We start from the raw sequence: 22,178 nt of genomic DNA, 5'->3' as shown, positions 1-22,178 counted from the left end.
TTATCGACCAGATTATAGCTATCAATAACCTATCTACACATAATTAATTTATAACCTTATTAATATAAGGAAAATATAATGCCAAACAAATTTATTGAAATGATAAAAAAACGAAGAACTATTTATAATATAGATAATTCATTACCTATCTCTGAAGAAAGACTTATTACATTAGTTAAAGAAGCGGTTAAAGAAACACCCTCTTCATTTAATTCGCAAACATCGCGTGTAGTTATTCTATTTGGTGATGAACATAAAAAACTGTGGCATAACATTACCAAAGAAACACTAAAAGAAATTGTGGCTAAAGAGATATTTACCACGGCAGAAAAAAAATCGATAGTTTTGCTGCCGGCGCAGGTACGGTATTATTTTTTGAAGAACAAAATGTTATCGAACAATTACAGCAAAAATTTCCACTTTATGCCGATAATTTTCCAGTTTGGTCAGAACAGAGTAGTGGTATGGCACAATATGCGGTTTGGACTAGCCTGGCGCAAGAAAAAGTGGATGCATCTCTGCAACACTACAATCCATTAATTGATGAAAAAGTGCATGCCAGTTGGCATATCCCAAACTCGTGGAAATTACGCGCTCAATTAGTTTTTGGTGCAATTAAACAACCATCCAATGAAAAAACATATATTGACGATGATGTGCGTTTCAAAGTCTTTGGAAAAAATTAACTCAATTTGCGGCAAAATTTATTTTGCCCATAGTCACAACTATTAGCAAAACGGCATTAGGGTAACAAAACTAAATGTTTTTTTAGTGCCATTCTTATAACAATAAGATATCAATTAATAAGATAAAGTTTGCCAAATATATTAACTCTGGTCATTGAATCGAAAATAAAAAATAACAGCCAAAATGGCTGTTATTATTAATTTTTACTTTTATGTAATAAACTAAATCACTTTGACCAATAAGGTAAATATTTACCGATTTGATTAGAAAAAGAAACGTAGACCGGTCTCAACCAAAAGCCAATTATCTTTTTCGTAAGCGTGATTTTTACTATGAACATGGTTATAGTCCATCTCCATATATAAAAGTAATTGCGAACTTTTTATTACTGCAAAGTCTTTATCTGCCCCTAACGTATAAGTCTGCTTTGTATAGTCAAAGGTTTTTTTATCACCCGATCTTAGTCCATAACCAGCATATAAGCCTGTCTCGGATTGAGGCCAGTACCACTTTGCAGTAATGCCATAAAGGTGAGCCGCCCAATCCCCGGTAACTGCAGTTGGCGATAGTTTTTGCCCTGCAACCACAACATTAGTTGATTGTAATCGACCATAATCAACCCCGATTGAAGCGGTTTTATCAGGAAAAACATATTTGACACCCAATGCAAACATATTGTCTTGCGGTTTTTTTTCCTGTCTGGTTTTTTTTTCGCCTACCGCTTCTGCCCAAACAGTAGCCAGTTCGAAACCTAAAGCGTTCTGATAAAAAAAACCCAATGAATATGCATGAATAATATCACCGAAATCGCACTCAACACCGCCTTCTGCGGATCTAGAATAACTGCCTGCTAGCGTAACGCCTTTAAATGAAGGTGTTTCTAAAAAATTGTATGAGGTAAACCTATGGTAAAATTATCCTGTCCAGTACCACGATAGATGGTATTACCATTTTGTTGCGCTACAAAACCGGAAGATATACCGGTATTACGACCTAGTACATCAGCAAAATAAAGCACTCCAGTATTATTATAACCTAAATTAGATTTTGCAACGGAATCGATAGGCATATAAGTACGACCAAATTGTGCCTTACCATATTCTGCATGGGAAACACCAATATATCCAACCCGATTATAGAGTTCAAACCGACTGTTGGGATTATTACTATTCGATTTTTGCGTATCTAAACCTAATTCAATATTGCCAAATACTTTAACCTCATGAGGCAACTTATGCTCGGCATAAAAACCAATACGGCTTCCATCATCACCAATAATGGTTTTATTCTTTTCAGTATCCCAACTATTTATTAATCTAATCTGCCCATAAATATCAAAACGAGTATATTGATCATCATAAATACTTGTTGCCTGTGTAATCTGTGCTAAAGATAAAGTAACAATAAATGCTATGATGGGTTTTAATTTTCTTACCATAAGAACACCCATTAATTTAAGCTAATAAAATAATTAAAAAATCTCACTTCGAATAATAAAGTTAATCCATTTGCTTTAAGGTAATTTAAAAATTTACACTGAAATAATAAATAGAAAATATTTTTAAAAATAAACAAAGAATAAGGATTTATTAAAATATCACCACTAGTGAAATGATAAACTAATAAATAAAATAAGCAAGTTACTAATAAATTAAATGTGATAATACAATAAAAAATTATTTTTATGTTTAAAATAACATTATATTTATATTCTATTAGTTGGCATAAAACCTTATATTATAATTAATCAATCTATTTAGTAAATTTAATCAGTAAAATAAGATATTGTTTTCATTCTTTTTCCTATTATTAATAGTTATCCTTTTATTGTTATAAGTTTATTTTAATCATAATGGATAACAAAATATTACATTATATTGTAAAAGTTTAATTTTAAAATCAATTTATCGCTATAAATACATTATTATTTAAGATAAGAGTGACATACCTAGATGGTTAAAACCCATTAAAATTGACTTAAGCAATAAAAATTGCAATTGAAAACTAGGGTCGAAGTGTGTGATCCGTTATTATATCCACGATTTTTTGAAAAGGAATAACGAGGAAGCCTTGAGATGTGGTTTAAAAATTTAATGATCTACCGCTTAAATCGGGAATTTACATTATCCGTCGATAAGCTTGAAAAACAACTTGCCACACTGGCTTATAGCCCATGCGGAAGCCAAGATATGATGAAAATAGGTTGGACATCACCGATGGGGCCTCTCAGTGAAGCGCTAATACACTCAGTTAATAATCAAATTCTACTTTGTGCACAGAAAGAAGAAAAACTACTGCCAGCACAAATTATCAAACAAGAGTTACAAGCAAAAATTAAAAAACTAGAAACAGCTCAGGCGCGAAAACTGAAAAACAGCGAAAAAGATCCATTGAAAGACGAAGTAATTCATGCGCTTTTGCCCAGAGCTTTTAGTAAAATCAGTCATACTTATATCTGGTTAGATATAATCAATAACCTGATTATCGTAGATGCAGCCAGTACTAAGCGTGCTGAAGATAACCTGGCTTTTTTACGTAAAACATTAGGTTCACTACCAGTTGTTCCTTTAAGTTATCAAAATCCGATCGAACTGACATTAACTGAGTGGGTACGCTCGGGCCAACCAGCCAATGGTTTTAGTTTATCGGACGAAGCTGAATTAAAAGCACCTGTTGAAGAAGAGGGCGTGATCCGTTGTAAAAAACAAGATTTATGCTGCGATGAAATTATTGCCCATATTGAAGCTAAAAAACGGGTAACAAAATTAGCATTAGAATGGGAAGAGCATATTCAATTCATTCTTTCGGACGACGGAACTGTTAAAAGACTAAAATTTAGTGATCTAATAAAAGAACAAAATGATGATATTGATAAAACAGATTTTGCCCAACGTTTTGATGCTGATTATATCTTGATGACAAACGAAATAAGTGCGTTGATAAAATGCCTAATTGATGCTTTAGGTGCAGAAATGAATACTTAATGTGATTGGCTTTTTAATGCACTAAAATCATTGGGAATGGCGATTTTTAATCGCCAATTTAATTTTATCGACTAGGTAAATTCCCCCTTATGGGCTGAATGATAAATAAACTCATATCACTATACCTTTACTTGTTTAAATGAATAAATATAATTATTTGTAATAACTCATATTTTTTTATTACAAAATTGCCAGCTAAATAGATTATTATTTATGATCCTCAGATTAGGATTTTATCGCTAAAAATAATAGTAATAACTGTTTTAGTTATATAAGGCCGGCGATTTTATTAAAATCAATAATATAAATATATTAAAAAGCAAATAAGAATTTTTCTTATTTACTTAACAGAGAATTGATTATACCGGTTTTTATATTGAAAATATTAAATAGATTAAAAAAACGTTATATTGGCTAGATAACGTTAATACTAATATAGTTAAATATTATTGATATACTTTGCTGTATGTAGTGATTAAACTGTCAGCCCATTAAAATTTCTAAAAAATAGCTGTAAATCATAGCTAGCTTAGGAAATGCCTATGTTAATTAGCTAATAAATACAATTAGATATAACTTCTATTGTAAACATAACTATATTATTTATACAAATGATTTATAAATACAAAAATTCTACTATCAATAGTGATTATCCTCAATATTAATAATACATTATCTAATATTTATAATAATTATTCTATAATTAAAATCTATTTTGATGCAAGTATTTTTTGTTAAATTATTTTGTCAGTTTATAACGCAATTAAATCACCTTATTTTTTATAGGTAATTATACTGCACATAAAACTGATCTTACTTAGTGCATTCATTAGAATTATATATATTATAAATAGAATTTAACTAGTATATGAATAAAAAATTGCTAATGTTTACTTCCAATTTATTAGCTTAAGAAAAATGAAATTAATAACCTTAAATAATATAAAATATGAATATAAATTTTTTGTTGTTATATTTTAATTTCAATTAATAGTTTATTATTTTGCTACATTAATAAATTTGGAATTATTAATTATATTATTTTATTAACCATATAATTAACATGGATATGAAATATAAAAATATATAACACTATTGATTTATTAATAACCTAATTGAATAAATACTGGGTATTTAATTACCCAGCTTTGACATTATTAGCAATACTCTATTTTGTACTCTGTGACATTTCCATGCCAACTAATCCCACTTTAAGATAGCCAGATTTACGTAATAAGTTCATTACATCCATTATCCTTTCATAATCTACTGTTTTATCTGCTTGAAAAAAATAGTGGTTTCTTTATTTGTACCGGTTATTAGATCCAATGCTGATGCCAATTGTTCTTGAGAGACATTTTGCTCTCCAACATACATTTGACCATTCGCTTTCACTGTCAAAAATAACGGTTTTTCCGGTCTATGTTGGGGTTTAGCTGCAGAAGCCGGTAAATCAACTTTAATATCAACTGTCGCTAAAGGTGCAACAACTGCTAAATTTGTCGTCTGAGAATGGGCTATACCAATAAAGCTATTCATAATTCCCCAAACAGTACCGAATAAACCGATAAAGGGAGAAATTGCCCCTATAGTTGCTAAATAACCATTACCTCGTCCCATGTAACGAATAATTGAAGCAACCACTCTTTCAAGGCGAAAACTGGCGCGATCTTTGGTTCCATTTAAATCATGACTGCCAGCAGATAATGTTTTTTCTGCCACAACTTCATCATATAATTTTCTAGTAACACTAGTTTTTTTAAATGTTGCAGCAATTTCTACCGCATCATCGAGTGGTTTTACTTTAGATAGTTTTTGCTGTTCTTTTCGTAGCTGTCGGTATGCTCCAATCAATTCGATGCCTTTTGAGAAAAACAGTGCCCAGGTAATGATTGAAGCAACAATTAATCCTAACATTACTACCTTTACAACCATGTCAGCATGTTGATACATACTCCAAATCGAAAGATCTTGATCAAATCCTCCTTGTGCAGTTAATAAATTAGGCCCCTGTTGTAGACTCACTAAATTTTTTCCGCAGCAAGCTGTTTTTCGCTCTATTGCTCTTCATTAACTTAAGTCGTTTGGATTTGATTTGTAGTGGATATATCTTGCTGATTAGGTGTATTAACAGGCTGAAACTGATCAGACAGACCTGCCGGATTTGTCTCGGCGAATGTTATATTTATCAAACTCATTGCCAATAAAATAGAAGCTATCAATTTACGCATCAGTTGGCTATCACTCTTCGGTTATTTAATGTGATCCTTTTAGCTGATCATAACTTATACCAGCTAGTCTATTGGTAGTAAATTTTGATTTACCACGCTTACATTATGAAAAACTGAGTGATCATACCAGACATTAAATCATTTGATAGCAATTATCATTATTACTTGATGAATTTTTTATTTATTTAACTGCTATCAATAAGTTTTGCTGCAATTTGACTTGTTCTAATAACTGATAATCGCAACAGATATTTGCCATTTTTAATACTCCCTTATCTCAAATAAACATTTTTTATCTAACTGGCTTTTATACTTAACGCTTGAATAAATCCAACATAATTCAGTTTTTTAAGGTAAACTGGCAACTATATCGATTTTTCATTTGGTTGTTCCTAACAGGGTAAGCTATGCAAGTTCTCAATGAGATCGTGATGGCAATTTGGCATCATGATTTTGCTAAACTAAATAATCCCGATATTTTATGGATTATTTATGCTGTACTTTTTACCATTATTATATTAGAAAACGGTATTCTTCCTGCCGCATTTCTGCCAGGAGATACGTTGCTTATTCTTTCCGGTGCTTTGATTGCAAAAGGTGTTCTTTCTTTTATTCCCACAATTATTATTTTAACTATTGCTGCTAGCTTAGGTTGCTGGTTAGGTTTTTTACAAGGACGCTGGCTTAGTGATACCCATTTAGTAAAACAATGATTAAAACAGATCCCACAAGAGTATCACGATCGTGCAAACCGATTATTTAACAACCAAGGCTTGTATGCGCTTTTGGTCGCTCGTTTTTTAGCTTTTGTGCGAACACTTTTGCCAGTTTTAGCAGGACTTTCGACTTTAAGCCACCGGCGCTTTCAATAATTCAATTGGCTTAGCGACCTATTATGGATTGGGATCATTGTTTCTCTGGGTTACGCAATAAATCAAATTCCTTTTATAAAACGCCATGAGAATATCGTTATGAATATTTTAATATTTTAATATTTTTACCGATACTGCTACTCATTAGCGGATTTATCGGCTCACTTGTCGTATATTGGAAACATAAAAAAAGCAGTTAAATATTATGGATTTTATTCGCCCAGAATAAGAAAATGGCCCGGTTAAACAGGCCATTTCAAATAGTCAGTAATAGTTAATGCTGGATCATTTTATGCATCTCTTGGACAGATATAACCTGCTCTGTAGGATCAGCATTGAGAGAGATCGCGGTCGCAAAACCGCCATTGATAGTGGTATCATAATTTACTTTATATTGTAATGCACTACGACGAATCAGCTTCGAATCTTCTATTGCACGACGGCCCGCGGTAGTATTGACAATATAACTGTATTCACCATTTTTTATTCTATCCTGAATATGAGGCCGTCCCTCATGCACTTTATTAACTAAACGCGGGTTAATTCCGCCCTCACCCAGCACAATTGCGGTACCATGAGTTGCATCTAACTCAAAACCATGCGCAATTAATTTAGCCGCTAAATCAACAACCTTAGCTTTATCATTCTCTCTTACTGAAAGTAATGCGCGGCCAGATTTTTTCATAGTAGAAGAACAACCAAACATAGCTTTAGTAAATGCTTCGGCAAAAGTGCGACCAATACCCATAACTTCACCGGTGGAACGCATTTCTGGCCCTAAAATAGGATCAACGCCAGGGAATTTATTAAATGGTAATACGACTTCTTTTACCGAGTAATAAGGTGGAATAATTTCTTTCGTTACACCCTGTTTAGCTAAGGATTGCTCGACCATGACACGAGCAGCTACTTTTGCCAGTGGTATTCCTGTTGCTTTTGATACAAAAGGCACTGTACGCGCAGCACGAGGATTCACCTCGATTAAATAGACGTCATTATCTTTAACCGCAAATTGAACATTCACTAATCCTCGAACGCGTAGTTCAAAGGCCAGTTCTTTTACATGTTCACGCATGACATTTTGTATATTCTGACTCAAGGTATAAGGTGGCAAGGAACAGGCCGAATCACCAGAGTGAACGCCCGCCTGTTCAATATGCTCCATAATACCACCAATTAATACGGTTTCCCCATCACAAATGGCATCTACATCAACCTCAATGGCATCATCCAGGAAATGATCGAGCAATACTGGTGCATCATTGGAAACACTTACCGCGGTCTGAAAGTACCGACGTAAATCATTTTCATCATAAACAATTTCCATTGCTCGCCCGCCTAAAACATAGGAAGGACGTACAACTAATGGATAACCAATACTGTGAGCCTTTTCTATAGCCTGTTCAATTGTCGTAACCGTGGCGTTTTCTGGTTGCTTAAGTCCTAAACAGGCCACTGCTTGTTGAAAACGTTCACGATCTTCAGCGCAATCAATCGCATCCGGGCTAGTGCCAATAATTGGAACCCCCGCTTCTTCTAAGGCAAGCGCCAATTTTAAAGGTGTCTGGCCACCATACTGCACAATTACACCTTCAGGTTGTTCGACCCTGACTATTTCTAATACATCTTCTAACGTTACTGGTTCAAAATAAAGACGATCAGATGTATCATAATCAGTAGAAACCGTTTCAGGATTACAGTTTACCATTATTGTTTGATAGCCATCTTCACGTAGCGCCAACGCAGCATGAACACAGCAATAATCAAACTCAATTCCTTGACCAATACGGTTTGGTCCACCACCGAGTACCATAATCTTAGATTTGCTATTGTCAGGGTTGGCTTCACATTCATCTTCATAAGTGGAATAGAGATAAGCGGTATCTGTGGCAAACTCTGCTGCACAAGTATCAACTCGCTTAAAAACAGGATGCAGTTTATAATTTTGGCGTAATTTACGGATTTCAGCTTCAGAAACACCAACTAATTTAGCCAAACGAATATCAGCAAACCCTTTTCGTTTCAATAGCCGCAAGAATTCTGCTGATAAGCCATTAATGCCAAACTCGGTAACTTTCTCTTCTAAACGAACAAGCTCTTCAATTTGTACCAAGAACCAACGATCAATATTGGTTAGATTAAATACACCATCCACAGACATACCTGCGCGGAAAGCATCGGCTATATACCAGATACGTTCAGCACCAGCATCTTTCAATTCACGGCGAATTTTTGTTAACGAGTCGAATTCATCCAAATCTACTTTAGGATCAAAACCCATTGCGGCAACTTCTAGTCCACGCAATGCTTTTTGCATTGATTCTTGAAAAGTTCGCCCAATAGCCATTACTTCACCAACAGATTTCATCTGCGTTGTCAGACGATCATTACTACCCGGAAATTTTTCAAAGTTAAAGCGTGGGATCTTAGTCACGACATAATCAATAGAAGGTTCAAAAGAAGCAGGTGTCCGTCCTCCGGTAATATCATTCATTAATTCATCAAGTGTATAACCTACGGCAAGTTTTGCTGCAACCTTAGCAATAGGAAAACCGGTTGCTTTAGATGCCAAGGCCGAAGAACGTGATACTCGTGGATTCATTTCAATAACAATTAAGCGGCCAGTTTTAGGATTAACGGCAAATTGAACATTTGAACCACCAGTTTCTACACCAATTTCTCGCAACACTGCCATCGATGCATTGCGCATGATTTGATATTCTTTATCAGTTAATGTTTGAGCAGGTGCGACAGTGATAGAATCTCCCGTATGGATCCCCATTGCATCGACATTTTCAATAGAACAGATAATGATGCAATTATCATTTTTGTCACGCACCACTTCCATTTCATACTCTTTCCAACCAATCAGCGATTCATCTATCAATAATTCGTTGGTCGGTGAAAGATCTAAACCTGTCAGACAAATATCTTCAAACTCTTCACGGTTGTATGCAATACCACCACCCGAACCGCCCATGGTAAATGAAGGGCGAATAATACATGGGAAACCTACTTTTGCTACTACGTCTAACGCTTCTTCCAGGGAATGAGCAATTCCTGAACGTGCTGTTTCAAGGCCGATTTTCTTCATTGCTTTATCAAATCGCTGACGATCTTCTGCCTTATCAATTGCATCAGCCGTTGCGCCAATCATGGTAACAGCAAATTCTTTTAATACGCCTTTACTCTCTAATTCTAAAGCACAGTTTAAAGCAGTTTGCCCTCCCATCGTAGGCAAAATCGCATCAGGACGTTCTTTTTCAATAATTTTGCGTACCACTTCCCACTGAATTGGCTCAATATAAGTCGCATCAGCTAGATCCGGATCCGTCATGATTGTCGCCGGATTGGAATTAACTAAAATAACTCGATAACCCTCTTCTCGTAGTGCTTTACACGCTTGTGCACCTGAATAATCAAATTCACAAGCTTGGCCAATAACAATTGGACCTGCACCTAAAATCAGGATGCTTTTGATATCTGTCCGCTTCGCCATTTTTCGCTCCTGATTAATCAACTTGAGTATCTAAATTTGTTTGACGATATTTTTTAATCAACTCAATAAAATAATCAAATAGGGGTTCTGCATCTTTAGGGCCTGGACTTGCTTCGGGATGCCCTTGAAATCCAAATACAGGCTTCTCGGTATGATGTATGCCTTGTAAACTTCCATCAAACAGTGATTTATGGGTCACGCGCAATTTGTCAGATAAGGTTGCTTCATCGACTGCAAAACCGTGATTTTGTGCAGTGATCATAACGCGATTATTAACTAAATCTTTTACTGGATGGTTACCACCATGGTGGCCAAATTTCATTTTAACGGTATCAGCCCCACTGGCTAATGCCAGTAATTGATGACCTAAGCAAATACCCAAAATAGGTATTTCTGTTGTTATAAACTGTTTAATTGCTTTAATTGCATAATCACAGGCTGCTGGATCACCCGGACCATTAGAAAGAAAAATGCCATCAGGTGCCATTTTGAATACTTCATCAGCCGCTGTTGTTGCTGGCACAACCGTCAAATAGCAGCCACGATCAACGAGTAAACGTAAAATATTTCGTTTAACACCAAAATCATAAGCAACGACATGATAAGGCAGTTGCTCCCGTGACTTAGTAGCCGATAATCCATCGGCACCAAGATGCCAACTCTGTTGCTGCCAAGTATAAATGTCTTTAGTAGTAACTTCTTTAGCTAAATCCAGCCCTTTTATTCCACCAAATAATTTAATTTTTTCTAATGCTAAATCGATGTCTAAATTTTCACCAGTAATAATGCAACCATTTTGCGCGCCTTTTTCCCTTAATAGCCGCGTAAGCTTACGGGTATCAATATCAGCAATGGCGACTGTTTTATGGCGTTTTAAATAATCAGATAAACTCTCTTTTCCACGAAAGTTACTATAAATTAACGGTAAATCACGTATAACAAGCCCTTGAGCATGAATGATTGCGGACTCTTCATCATCTGGGTTAATTCCTGTGTTTCCAATATGGGGATAAGTGAGTGTAACAATTTGGCGGGAGTAGGAAGGATCAGTGAGGATTTCTTGATATCCAGTTATTGATGTATTAAAAACTACTTCTCCAACAACAATTCCTTCAGCCCCAATGGAATGACCATGAAACTGGGTTCCGTCTTCCAGAACCAATATAGCTGGCTTAATCAAAATACCCTCCAGGAGAATAAAAAAAATTTATTTAGCATATTTATTCGCGCGTAAGTCAATAAATTCGTGCCAAAATGGAATTTAAGCAAATTTTTGGCAAATTGCGCGCATTCTAATGATGAGAAAAGTGATTGTCTAGTAAAAAATAATTTTTTATTACTTTTTTAGTTAATTTATAATAAAAAATCAATATAACTAGTAAAATAATAAATTATCTTAGCAAAATAATCGATTGCATAGCATGATAATTGTAAAAGTATGGTTTAGATAAATTTCATTATAGTAAATGCGCAAAAAATCATCTTAAGTCAATAAAATTTTTATTTTAAATAATATAAATGGAAGTTATAAAATAAAAAACTTAATAACCGCCAAAAAAATTACAATATTAAAATTAACCTTTACTTATCAAATAGATAAATATATAAAAAAATTAAATATTTTCTAAATTTAATACATCTTTCATGCTATATAAACCATTTTTTTTACCTTTTAACCACAAACAGGCCTTCACAACCCCATTTGCAAACGTCATCCGACTTGATGCTTTATGAGTTATCTCTATTCTTTCACCTATATCAGCAAAAATCGCCGTATGCTCGCCAACAATATCGCCAACTCTAATCGTTGCAAAGCCAATGCTGTTATTTTTTCTTTCACCAGTAATACCTTGGCGACCATACACTGCACAATCTTTTAAATCACGGCCAATTGACTTGGCAATAACATCGCCCATTGCTAAGGCTGTTCCTGAGGGCGCATCGACTTTATGCCTGTGATGAGCTTCAATAATTTCAATATCACTATATTCGCCCATCACTTTTGCGGCTTTTTCTAATAACTTCAACATCAAATTAATGCCAACACTAAAATTGGCTGCTAGTACAATAGGGATTGTTTTCGCCGCTTCTTCAATCGACTTCTGTTCAATTTCATTAAAACCTGTAGTGCCAATAATCATCGCTTTGGCATATTTTTTACAAACTGACAGGTAATATTGCGTACCTTCGGGACGGGTAAAATCTATCAAAATATCAAATTTATCTAAAACATTAATTAGATCATCACTAATTATAACATTTAAACCGCCAATACCGACTAATTCACCAGCATCAGTACCTACTATACTTGAACCTTTTCTTTCTAACACAACCCCTAAAACAACGCCATTCTGTTGTGAAACTGCTTTAATTAGTTCACGTCCCATGCGGCCACCCGCACCAACGATAGCAACACGAATATCTGAATTAGTCATGTTTATCTCTCTTGATTAAAAGCAGATTAAGTATCCTGATTTCGATAAGGTTAACAATCATCCTAGCTTAACGCATACAGCAACCGTCAGTGACAAAAAAAGCCATTAGAGTTGGCTTAATTAATAGATCAATTGCTACGCTAAAAAATTCATTTAATAAAATACCCAAATAGCTATTATTATATTTGCTTGATTTCAACACTTAGCTCTTTTGATACTTCAAAAACAATATTTTCTTCATGACCAGCAAGTTCGATCATTTCACTGGCACCTAAAACCATTAAGCGTTCAATAACCTGACGAACAAGAATATCTGGTGCAGATGCGCCAGCAGTAAGACCAATAATCTGCATATTTTCCAGCCAATGTTCTTGAATATCATCAGCAGAGTCAATCAGGTAGCCCGGCTTGCCTGCTCTTTGAGCCAATTCAGCAAGACGATTGGAATTAGAAGAATTTTTAGAGCCAACAACTAGTACAATATCAGCCTTATTAGCTAATTCACGCGCTGCTTCCTGACGATTCGTTGTCGCATAACAGATATCATCTTTGCGTGGCCCGATAATATTTGGAAAACGGGTATTTAGCGCGTCAATAACATGAGCAGTATCATCAACTGATAAGGTAGTCTGGGTCATAAAACAGAGGTTATTTTCATCTTTTACTTGTAATTTCCAGACATCCTCCGGCGATTCAACCAGATACATACCTCCAGCTGGATTATTATATTGCCCCATTGTGCCTTCTACTTCAGGATGCCCAACATGACCAATTAAAATCGCTTCTTTACCTTTACGACTGGCACGCGCAACTTCCATGTGCACTTTAGTCACCAATGGACAAGTTGCATCAAATAACATGGTCAGATGACGTTGCTTAGCTTCCTGTCGAATTGCTTGAGAGACACCATGAGCAGAAAAGATCAAAATAGCACCATCAGGGACTTCAGAGATTTGTTCAATAAAAATCGCACCACGTTGCCGTAAATTGTCAACCACATAACGGTTATGGACAACTTCATGACGAACATAAATCGGCGCACCATAAAGCGCCAGTGCTCTATCAACAATACTAATTGCCCGATCAACACCTGCACAGAAACCCCGAGGGTTAGCCAGCAATATTTGCATTTGATTCCTCCCATTTCGGGTCAATTTCCAACACTTCAATGTTAAAAATGATATTCTGATCCGCTAACGGGTGATTAAAATCAACAGTGATAGACTCTTCCGTCACTGCTGTTACGATCCCTGGCATTTCACTGCCATTTATCGTGGTAAATAATATGATGGCACCGACTTCAGGTATACCGACCTGAATAAAATCTTTTGGCATAAAGTATTGGATCATATCTGGGTTTGGTTTACCAAAAACGCCCTCTCCGCCTAAAGTAAATGTCTTTTTTTCACCAACACTTAAACCAATTAATTGTTTTTCAAGTGCTCGCGATAGGCTTTTATCGCCAAGGCGAAAAAGTGCCGGCTTATCCTGATTATAGGTTGAATCAGCAATTGAACCATCCTCAAGTTTGATAGTGAAATGCAGCAACACGGCACTATTTGCTTGTACTAAGGTTAACATGACAATAAAAACCCACTGCTAGAAATAAATCAACCTGTTATCAACGTAAACGAATGATAAACTAAGATCCACTCGCTTTTTTATCTGTATTGATGAAACTGTCAAGAATGATGAGTGCCACACCAAGACAAATCGCCATATCCGCAATGTTAAATGTTGGCCAATGCCAGTCACCAACATAAAAATCAATAAAGTCAACTACGAAGCCATGGACTAAGCGGTCGCACAAATTCCCTAGTGCTCCACCAATAACTAATGCATAAGCAATATTACTCAATTTTTTATTCACGCTTTGGCGATACATCATTACGATAAGCACTACACAAATGACAATCGCAACCAAGGCAAAGAACCAACGCTGCCATCCCCCTTTATCAGCTAGAAAACTAAATGCTGCACCAGGGTTTTGAACATAAGCCAAATTGAAATAAGGCATTAATGGTATCGACTCATATAATTGAAAATTATTCAAAATGAGTTGCTTACTACCAAGATCAACAATTAATATCACAACCGTTAACCATAACCAGCGTAAGCCAGTAGAGCAAATAGGATTTTTCATTAGGCAAACTTACGTATTTCACCGTTACCGGCTACATTAGTAACACAGCGGCCGCATAATTCTGCATACTCCGCCTCCCGACCAATATCCGTTGCATAATGCCAACAGCGAGGACATTTATCACCTTCCGCCTGCTGGAAAGCAATTTTCAATCCACTCAGTTCACTATTCTGTGCCTGAACTGGGGCTTGGCTAATATCAATTACTTTAGCTTGTGAAGTTAACAATACAAAACGTAACTCATCACCTAAACGATTAAGTATTTCAGCCAGTTCTGTATCAGCATATAAAATCACTGCGGCCTCCAACGAGCTACGGATAAGTTTGTCTGCACGCGCTTGTTCGAGAACTTTATTAACCTCACTACCGATAATTAATAACTTATTCCAAAATTCATCATTAAGCGTTTCATTAACATCCAGGCCAAACAAGTCAGCATAATATTCCTCAGTAAAGACATATTTGCTCTGTCTAGCAGGCAATTGCTGCCAAATCTCATCGGCCGTGAAAGAAAGGATCGGCGCAATCCAGCGTACCAAGGCCTCTATGATATGAAATAAGGCTGTCTGACAACTGCGACGTGCCAAGCTATCACTTTTTGCCGTATATTGACGATCTTTTATAATATCTAAATAGAAAGAACCCATTTCAACTGAACAAAAATGCATCAAACGTTGAACGACTGCATGAAAATCATAATTAGCATAATGCATAGCGATTTCCGCTTGAGCGGCTTTCGCCCGCCCTAATGCCCAGCGATCTAATATCACCATATCTTCTGGTTTAACTTGATGTGAAGCAGGATCAAAACCGTTCAAATTGGCTAATAAGAAGCGTGCTGTATTACGAATACGCCGATAGCTGTCGGCAGAACGTTTTAAAATCTCATTTGAAACAGCAATTTCACTAGTATAATCGGTTGAAGCAACCCATAGCCGCAGAATATCAGCCCCTAAATCATTCATGACGTCTTGTGGGCTAATGGTATTACCCAAAGATTTTGACATTTTACGGCCTTGTCCATCAACCGTAAAACCGTGGGTTAATACTTCTCGATAAGGCGCTTTTCCTTTCATCGCAGTTGATAGCATTAGAGACGACATAAACCAACCACGATGTTGATCAGAGCCTTCCAAATATAAATCAGCAGAATGGCCTTTAAATTCAGGGCGAACATCTACAACCGCATAGTGTGTAGAACCAGAATCAAACCAAACATCAAGCGTATCCGGGACTTTAACATAATCAGCTGCATCACTTCCTAATAGGGCAACGGGATCAAGATCCCACCACGCCTGGATACCTGCTTTTTCAACATGTTTAGCGACTTCTTCAATCAATTCTAACGTCCGTGGATGTAATTGTTCTGTCTGCTTATGCACAAATAATACCATTGGCATACCCCAGGTGCGCTGACGAGAAATACACCAATCTGGACGATTTGCAACCATAGAGCCAATCCGGCTTTGTCCCCAATCTGGGATCCATTTAACCCCGTTAATCTCTTTTAGCGATTGTTCACGTAAACCATTTTTTTCCATACTAACAAACCACTGAGGTGTAGCACGAAAAATAACCGGTGTCTTATGCCTCCAGCAACAAGGATAACTATGCTGTAATATTTCTTTATGTAGTAATGCCCCTTTTGCCGCTAAAAGTTCGATAATTAATTCATTTGCTTTAAATACAAAAACACCGTCCAAACCAGGATAAGTATTAGGTAAATAACAACCATTTGGACCGACGGGATTTGCTATTTCAAGTTTATATTTCTGCCCAACAATATAATCATCCGGACCATGGCCTGATGCCGTATGTACAATCCCGGTACCCGCGTCTAAAGTAACGTGATCACCTAAAATAACAGGCACATCGAAATTCATAAATGGGTGATGAAAGCGCAGTAATTCCAATTCAGAGCCATTACATTGTGCTAAAATTTGCCACTCTGTTGCTGCAATACGCTGCATTACTGTTTCAACCAGTGATTCTGCCAAAATTAAACATTCATTATTATTGACTTTCACTAATTGATATTCAAAATCAGCGTTAACCGCAATCGCACGGTTGGCGGGTAACGTCCAAGGTGTGGTCGTCCAGATCACGGCTGAAACCGGCAAAGCCGACGATTTTACGCCAAATTTACTATAAACAGCGTTAGCATCCACCGCGCTAAAGCGTACATCAATGGAAGGTGATGATTTATCATAATATTCAACTTCCGCTTCCGCTAAGGAAGAACCGCAAGCAGTACACCAATGAACCGGTTTAGCACCTTTCACTAAGTGGCCATTTTCAATCACTTTACCTAACGCACGAATAATATTGGCTTCGGTACTAAAATCCATGGTTAAATAAGGCTGTTCCCAATCACCAAGTACGCCCATTCTGATAAAATCAGCTTTCTGGCCCCCAATTTGTTCTTTGGCATATTTGCGACATTCTTCACGAAAAACAGCTGCAGAAACCTTGTCACCGGGTTTACCGATAATTTGTTCAACTTTATGTTCAATTGGCAAACCGTGGCAATCCCAACCAGGAATATATGGCGAATCAAATCCGGCCAGTCCTTTAGATTTAATGATAATATCTTTGAGAATTTTATTAACTGAGTGACCAATATGAAGACTACCGTTTGCATAAGGAGGACCATCATGCAATATAAACATCTGTTTGCCTGTTTTGGCCTGACGAATAGCTTGGTACAAACCTTCTTTATACCAACGGGCTAACATTTGGGGTTCTCGTTTAGCGAGATCACCGCGCATAGGGAACCCTGTTTCCGGTAAATTCAGGGTATTTTTATAGTCACTCATCTAAATTCTCAGCTCCAATTTTCTGCTAAATATCTAAATTATGACGACTGGAAGAATTGTCTCGCAGCCATTATATCCTTACCGATTTGCTGTCTTAATTCATCAATAGAAGCAAATCGCTGCTCGTTACGCAATTTTTTACGCAATACAACATCAATATGACGTCCATATATATCCATATGCACATCTATTAAATGAACTTCAATTTGCTGATCTACCCCATTCACGGTTGGGCGTGTGCCAATATTTGCCACTGCCTGCAAAGGGTGATCGGCTAATCCATATACTTCTACCACATAAACGCCTTTAACAGGCATAACTAAACATTTAAATGGTATATTCGCGGTTGGGAAACCGATCGAACTACCAAGCTGGCGACCATGTACCACTCGACCACTCAATCGGTAGGGGTGTCCCATAAGATTCTCAGCAAGGGTAAGATTATCACTTAATAGTGCTTGCCTGACAGCCGTACTACTAACTCGCTGGCCGGCATCACAAAAACTTTCAGTATTGGCCACTTCAAAACCATATTGTTCCCCTGCCTCACGAAGATATTTAAAATCACCCTGTCTATCTTTGCCAAAACGAAAATCATCACCTATCGCCAAAAATTTAACCCCCAATTTTTCCACCAGCAATTGTGAAACAAAAGCCTGCGGTGTCAATGAAGCGAATGTTGGATTAAATTTAACACACAGTAAATAATCAACGCCATATTCGGTAAAGTATTTTATCTTATCACGTAAACGCGTTAAACGTGCTGGCGCATTTGCGCCCAAAAAAAACTCCAATGGTTGAGGTTCAAAATTCATGACCATCGTTGGCAGCCCGAGACGCTGACTCTGTTGTTTTAAATGTTTCAATAATGCCTGATGCCCTCGATGAACAGCATCAAAATTGCCAATAGTCAACACACAACCATGATGATATGCCCGAATATTATGTATACCACGTACTAACTTCATAATCGGCTCAATATAATAAAAATTGCTGGATTATACCGCTTACTACCTTGAAGGTTAAGTCACCATTTGATTAATATTTATAACAAAGATAATAAATGGTTGTTTGTCAGTAAAAAATACTTAATCTAACCACTTTCCTACAATTTCATCCGGTTTTTCTCATTTAAAACTGTATTCTCACTCAGTAAACTGATAAAATCCCGGGTCATCACAACAGATCGCATTGCTGTACACGATGCTTATTTACACAAATTCATTGACAAATGAAGGCTAAAAAGGCATATTCCTCGGCCTTTAGATTGTCCTCGATAGAATAAATATTTGGGAGTTGGACCTTGGCTAATATCAAATCAGCTAAGAAACGTGCCATACAATCAGAGAAACGCCGTCAGCATAATGCTAGCCGTCGTTCTATGGTGCGTACTTTTATCAAAAAAGTTTATGCCGCTATTGCTACTGGCGATAAAGAAGCAGCACAAAAAGCATTTAACGACATGCAACCTATTGTTGATCGCTATGCTAGCAAAGGCTTGATCCACAAAAATAAAGCTGCACGTCATAAAGCAAATTTAGTAGCGCAAATCAAATCAATGTAATTTATTTTGATTTTGCTAAAAAACCGGCTTCAGCCGGTTTTTTATTATTATTACAAATGGCTCTTATTGTTTATAAAAGCTTTGATCAAATAGACCAGAAAAATCCTTATTACAGACACGTTGCACTGCTGGATGCTGGATCATACGTTCAGCAAAAATAACATAATATTCTTCTTCTACTTTATCCATATGACCAATTTCAACTACTTCATTATCTAAGCATAAAGCGATGGCGCAACAAATATTGCGTTATGATACATGCCAAATGCTTTCATCAATGCAGCATCATCAAACTCGCCCAGGATTTCTACCTGCAAATTGTTATTCTGGATCCAAGAAAGCAGGTGACGACCTAACATAGAACGCCGACCTGGGATTAATAATCCCCGCTCTTCTAGACACAGTGGAAAAGGTTTCTCCGGTATTGGTTTGCGACAGAAAAAACTAACGCCACACTCTCCAAGCTTGACGGAAATAACCCCTTTTGTTGGACGAATCAACCGGGCAATCAGATAAGCTCATGTCTAACTTATGTTGACTTAATTGCTCCAATAAAAGCTCGTGTGTCGATTCAAAGCAGCGTAAATGGATCCGCTCATGCTCAACAATAGCTGTTTCAAGGACGCGGCTTACCAGCCGTTTAAAGCATCAGCAACATCAAATAACAAATTAGTTTCACGACTATAATTAACAATATCTAGCATTTCCTGGCTTAGGACAAACATTTTATCAGCATAACGAAAAAACTAGTTGCCCTAGTTCTGAAGGAGCCAGCCCTCTGCCTTGCCTTTTAAATAATTTACCATTAAACGTTCTTCTAATGCCTTAATCTGACCCGTTATTGTCTGAGGCGTTAAATAAAGTTCTTCAGCGGCGCCAACAACCTATCCCTCTTTACAAAGATGCCAGAAGTAATAGAGATGATTAAAATTGAGATGCGACACTCTCATATCGATTCCTTTTTGTACCACCGATAACTGTTTATATTCGTTATTTTCTGAACATTAGAAGATAAACGATTCATTTCATTTTACCTAAATAAGATACTCTCGCTACAAAAATAAAATATTGTATTGCGAACACAAAAATACTATTTATCTCACGCAAATATAACTTAAAATTAACGTTATCCTGCCTGATTAGCTGCTTTAGTGCTAATTGGCTTTTTAGGTAATACACTATTCAATAATAATAATCCTAAAATAGCCGCTAGCGTCGAACCAATTAGGATCCCCAACCGTGCATAATTACTAAAATTATCTAAACCTTCAAATGCTAAACCCGCAATAAAAATTGACATGGTAAAGCCAATACCACAGAGTACTGAAACAGCAAATATCTGCTTAAGGTTAATTTTGGCGGGTAATTTTGAAACGCCTAATTTTAACGCTAGCCAACTAAACAGAAAAATACCTGTTGGTTTACCAATTAATAAACCTAACGCGACACCGATCGGTAAAGCACTGGCAAGATTAGTTAGGGTAACACCATCAAGTTGTATGCCTGCATTAGCAAAGGCAAATAATGGCAAAATTAAATAAGCAACCCAAGGATGTAAAAGATGTTCTAACTGTTCAGAGGGTGAATTATTTTGTCCCCCTTTAAGCGGTATCAAAAAGCCCACAATGACACCAGCTAACGTTGCATGAATACCTGATTTTAATATGCAGACCCATAAAATGATGCCAACAACCAAATAAGCAGAAGTATTTACAACTTTACGCCAATTCATCCATATTAATGCCAATAGAGAAAGCATAGCTAGCCCTAATGCCATGATAGAAACAGATTTAGTATAAAAGAGAGCAATAATGATAATCACGCCAAGATCATCAATAATTGCCAACGCCAGTAGAAATACTTTTAACTCCGTTGGTACACGTTTACCTAATAGCGCCATAATACCCAATGCAAATGCAATATCTGTCGCCGCTGGGATCGCCCACCCCTGCCGGGCAATTTCATCATTAGCATTAAAAAATAGATATACCAGAACGGGTAATAACATACCGCCTACCGCAGCAACAGCAGGAAATATTGCTTTATCACGACCGGCTAACGAGCCTTCTATCAGTTCTCGTTTAACTTCCAGGCCAACAACCAAAAAGAAAATGGCCATTAAACCATCGTTGATCCACAATAAAAAAGGTTTATCAATATCTAATACGCTGATTTTAACCGCAATGGGAATATTAAGAAATTGCTGATAAATACCTTGCAATGGGGTATTAGCCATAATCAAAGCTAAGATGGCAGCAATAATTAACAGCACCCCACTTGCTGCTTCTAATTTTAAAAACTGTCGTATAATTGCTGTCATTACTATAACCTCAGTGTTAATTAGCTTAATTAATTTTACGCTAATCCATACAATTCGGAAAACCATTTTTTTTAACGTAAATAATTCGTTTATACCGAGTAGTTACTAACTATTTTGACGCTATTTAGCCGATTAGCTGTTTAAAATTAAGCTAGTATTGAAAAACAATTAGTTAATCTTGGTACTAAAAAAGTAGGTAATAAAAATCCGATAAGTTTAGTTTTGATAAAACTCCATGATGTTGCAAATAACTGGGTGGTTTTTTGGCTTAGTTTTTGCCAAAAAGTTGAACCTACGGCTTCTTTTGTCCCTATCTTATTATTTTGCTTTAATTCCACAATCGCTATATTTTGTCCTATTTCTTTATCTACTACCAATTCCATTTTTAACTCTGTCGTTCCGCTTTGCAATGGCTGGCCGGTTTGATTAGTAACAATTAATTGTTCATTTTTCTTATCCCTATTTTCTTTTATTTCTTGATAAACCCTAATAAAATATTCTGATTCTTTACCCTTTAATTCTGCGAGTGATCGATTTTGTTCAAGATAACATTCTATTCGATTGAATTCAGCTGCTGTTAAACCTTCTTCTTCATCTTCCTGTTGATATTTTATTGTTGTATGACCA

At 36.4% G+C, this 22,178-nt stretch carries 14 protein-coding genes and 6 pseudogenes; 4 read left to right on the top strand and 16 right to left on the bottom strand.

What is annotated here, in order from left to right; translation table 11 throughout:
• Window positions 1-78 precede the first annotated feature (78 nt).
• Window positions 79-686: pseudogene (locus AC01GB_RS10870) on the top strand (nitroreductase family protein).
• Between the two features lie 264 nt (window positions 687-950).
• Here the strand turns inward: AC01GB_RS10870 and AC01GB_RS10865 are convergent.
• A pseudogene (locus AC01GB_RS10865) lies at window positions 951-1,553 on the bottom strand (porin); the annotation flags it as partial.
• A 14-nt stretch (window positions 1,554-1,567) separates the two neighbouring features.
• Window positions 1,568-2,125: a porin gene (locus AC01GB_RS10860; protein ID WP_474451820.1), complete on the bottom strand. Its 558-nt coding sequence runs from the start codon at window positions 2,123-2,125 to the stop codon at window positions 1,568-1,570.
• 637 nt (window positions 2,126-2,762) lie between these two features.
• Here AC01GB_RS10860 and rdgC point away from each other — a divergent pair.
• Window positions 2,763-3,671, top strand: coding sequence for a recombination-associated protein RdgC (rdgC, locus tag AC01GB_RS10855; RefSeq protein WP_474451819.1), 909 nt, complete (start codon window positions 2,763-2,765; stop codon window positions 3,669-3,671).
• Between the two features lie 1,168 nt (window positions 3,672-4,839).
• Here the strand turns inward: rdgC and AC01GB_RS10850 are convergent.
• The 3 genes and pseudogenes from AC01GB_RS10850 to AC01GB_RS10840 all read right to left on the bottom strand — a co-directional run.
• Window positions 4,840-5,162 (bottom strand): annotated as a pseudogene (locus tag AC01GB_RS10850) (biopolymer transporter ExbD); the annotation flags it as partial.
• A gap of 48 nt (window positions 5,163-5,210) precedes the next feature.
• A pseudogene (locus AC01GB_RS10845) lies at window positions 5,211-5,588 on the bottom strand (MotA/TolQ/ExbB proton channel family protein); the annotation flags it as partial.
• Window positions 5,589-5,746: 158 nt separating this feature from the next.
• Window positions 5,747-5,902, bottom strand: a complete 156-nt coding sequence (locus AC01GB_RS10840) for a hypothetical protein (protein ID WP_474451818.1) — start codon at window positions 5,900-5,902, stop codon at window positions 5,747-5,749.
• 407 nt (window positions 5,903-6,309) lie between these two features.
• Here AC01GB_RS10840 and AC01GB_RS10835 point away from each other — a divergent pair.
• Window positions 6,310-6,974: pseudogene (locus AC01GB_RS10835) on the top strand (DedA family protein).
• A gap of 74 nt (window positions 6,975-7,048) precedes the next feature.
• Here the strand turns inward: AC01GB_RS10835 and carB are convergent.
• From carB to ribF, 8 genes are all read right to left on the bottom strand, one after another.
• A complete protein-coding gene (gene carB, locus AC01GB_RS10830; RefSeq protein ID WP_474451817.1) occupies window positions 7,049-10,273 on the bottom strand; it encodes a carbamoyl-phosphate synthase large subunit in 3,225 nt (1,074 codons plus the stop codon).
• A gap of 13 nt (window positions 10,274-10,286) precedes the next feature.
• Entirely contained in the window at window positions 10,287-11,453 is a 1,167-nt protein-coding gene (gene carA / locus AC01GB_RS10825; protein WP_474451816.1) for a glutamine-hydrolyzing carbamoyl-phosphate synthase small subunit, read from the bottom strand.
• A gap of 433 nt (window positions 11,454-11,886) precedes the next feature.
• Window positions 11,887-12,708, bottom strand: coding sequence for a 4-hydroxy-tetrahydrodipicolinate reductase (dapB, locus tag AC01GB_RS10820; RefSeq protein WP_474451815.1), 822 nt, complete (start codon window positions 12,706-12,708; stop codon window positions 11,887-11,889).
• A gap of 179 nt (window positions 12,709-12,887) precedes the next feature.
• On the bottom strand, window positions 12,888-13,838 hold the full coding sequence (gene ispH / locus AC01GB_RS10815; RefSeq protein ID WP_474451814.1) for a 4-hydroxy-3-methylbut-2-enyl diphosphate reductase: 951 nt from the start codon (window positions 13,836-13,838) through the stop codon (window positions 12,888-12,890).
• Window positions 13,819-14,289: an FKBP-type peptidyl-prolyl cis-trans isomerase gene (gene fkpB / locus AC01GB_RS10810; RefSeq protein WP_474451813.1), complete on the bottom strand. Its 471-nt coding sequence runs from the start codon at window positions 14,287-14,289 to the stop codon at window positions 13,819-13,821. Before fkpB ends, ispH begins: the two co-directional genes overlap by 20 nt.
• A gap of 61 nt (window positions 14,290-14,350) precedes the next feature.
• On the bottom strand, window positions 14,351-14,851 hold the full coding sequence (lspA, locus tag AC01GB_RS10805; protein ID WP_474451812.1) for a signal peptidase II: 501 nt from the start codon (window positions 14,849-14,851) through the stop codon (window positions 14,351-14,353).
• Window positions 14,851-17,667, bottom strand: a complete 2,817-nt coding sequence (gene ileS, locus AC01GB_RS10800) for an isoleucine--tRNA ligase (protein ID WP_474451811.1) — start codon at window positions 17,665-17,667, stop codon at window positions 14,851-14,853. The genes lspA and ileS overlap by 1 nt, the downstream gene beginning before the upstream one ends.
• Window positions 17,668-17,705: 38 nt before the next feature.
• Window positions 17,706-18,635, bottom strand: coding sequence for a bifunctional riboflavin kinase/FAD synthetase (gene ribF, locus AC01GB_RS10795; protein ID WP_474451810.1), 930 nt, complete (start codon window positions 18,633-18,635; stop codon window positions 17,706-17,708).
• A 335-nt stretch (window positions 18,636-18,970) separates the two neighbouring features.
• Here ribF and rpsT point away from each other — a divergent pair, with 335 nt between their 5' ends.
• Window positions 18,971-19,231 (top strand): 30S ribosomal protein S20, encoded by a 261-nt coding sequence (rpsT, locus tag AC01GB_RS10790; protein ID WP_026821429.1) that lies wholly within the window; start codon window positions 18,971-18,973, stop codon window positions 19,229-19,231.
• Window positions 19,232-19,294: 63 nt separating this feature from the next.
• On the opposite strand, the pseudogene nhaR reads toward rpsT, so the two are convergent.
• The 3 genes and pseudogenes from nhaR to AC01GB_RS10775 form a co-directional block, all read right to left on the bottom strand.
• A pseudogene (gene nhaR, locus AC01GB_RS10785) lies at window positions 19,295-20,181 on the bottom strand (transcriptional activator NhaR).
• A gap of 176 nt (window positions 20,182-20,357) precedes the next feature.
• Window positions 20,358-21,551, bottom strand: a complete 1,194-nt coding sequence (nhaA, locus tag AC01GB_RS10780; protein ID WP_474451809.1) for a Na+/H+ antiporter NhaA — start codon at window positions 21,549-21,551, stop codon at window positions 20,358-20,360.
• Window positions 21,552-21,697: 146 nt separating this feature from the next.
• The gene (locus AC01GB_RS10775) at window positions 21,698-21,934 is read right to left on the bottom strand and encodes a hypothetical protein (RefSeq protein WP_474451808.1); all 237 of its coding nucleotides are present in this window, start codon (window positions 21,932-21,934) and stop codon (window positions 21,698-21,700) included.
• Between the last annotated feature and the right edge of the window lie 244 nt (window positions 21,935-22,178).

Source organism: Candidatus Arsenophonus phytopathogenicus (assembly GCF_056113345.1).
This window is presented reverse-complemented; position numbering and strand designations above follow the sequence as displayed.

Bases quoted from the DNA above. Each gene is read 5' to 3' on its own strand.
- rdgC (WP_474451819.1), top strand. From the start codon at position 2,763: ATGTGGTTTAAAAATTTAATGATCTACCGCTTAAATCGGGAATTTACA.
- nhaA (WP_474451809.1), bottom strand. From the start codon at position 21,551: ATGACAGCAATTATACGACAGTTTTTAAAATTAGAAGCAGCAAGTGGG.
- AC01GB_RS10775 (WP_474451808.1), bottom strand. From the start codon at position 21,934: ATGGAATTGGTAGTAGATAAAGAAATAGGACAAAATATAGCGATTGTG.
- AC01GB_RS10840 (WP_474451818.1), bottom strand. From the start codon at position 5,902: ATGCGTAAATTGATAGCTTCTATTTTATTGGCAATGAGTTTGATAAAT.
- AC01GB_RS10860 (WP_474451820.1), bottom strand. From the start codon at position 2,125: ATGGTAAGAAAATTAAAACCCATCATAGCATTTATTGTTACTTTATCT.
- carB (WP_474451817.1), bottom strand. From the start codon at position 10,273: ATGGCGAAGCGGACAGATATCAAAAGCATCCTGATTTTAGGTGCAGGT.
- fkpB (WP_474451813.1), bottom strand. From the start codon at position 14,289: ATGTTAACCTTAGTACAAGCAAATAGTGCCGTGTTGCTGCATTTCACT.
- lspA (WP_474451812.1), bottom strand. From the start codon at position 14,851: ATGAAAAATCCTATTTGCTCTACTGGCTTACGCTGGTTATGGTTAACG.
- ileS (WP_474451811.1), bottom strand. From the start codon at position 17,667: ATGAGTGACTATAAAAATACCCTGAATTTACCGGAAACAGGGTTCCCT.
- ribF (WP_474451810.1), bottom strand. From the start codon at position 18,635: ATGAAGTTAGTACGTGGTATACATAATATTCGGGCATATCATCATGGT.
- dapB (WP_474451815.1), bottom strand. From the start codon at position 12,708: ATGACTAATTCAGATATTCGTGTTGCTATCGTTGGTGCGGGTGGCCGC.
- ispH (WP_474451814.1), bottom strand. From the start codon at position 13,838: ATGCAAATATTGCTGGCTAACCCTCGGGGTTTCTGTGCAGGTGTTGAT.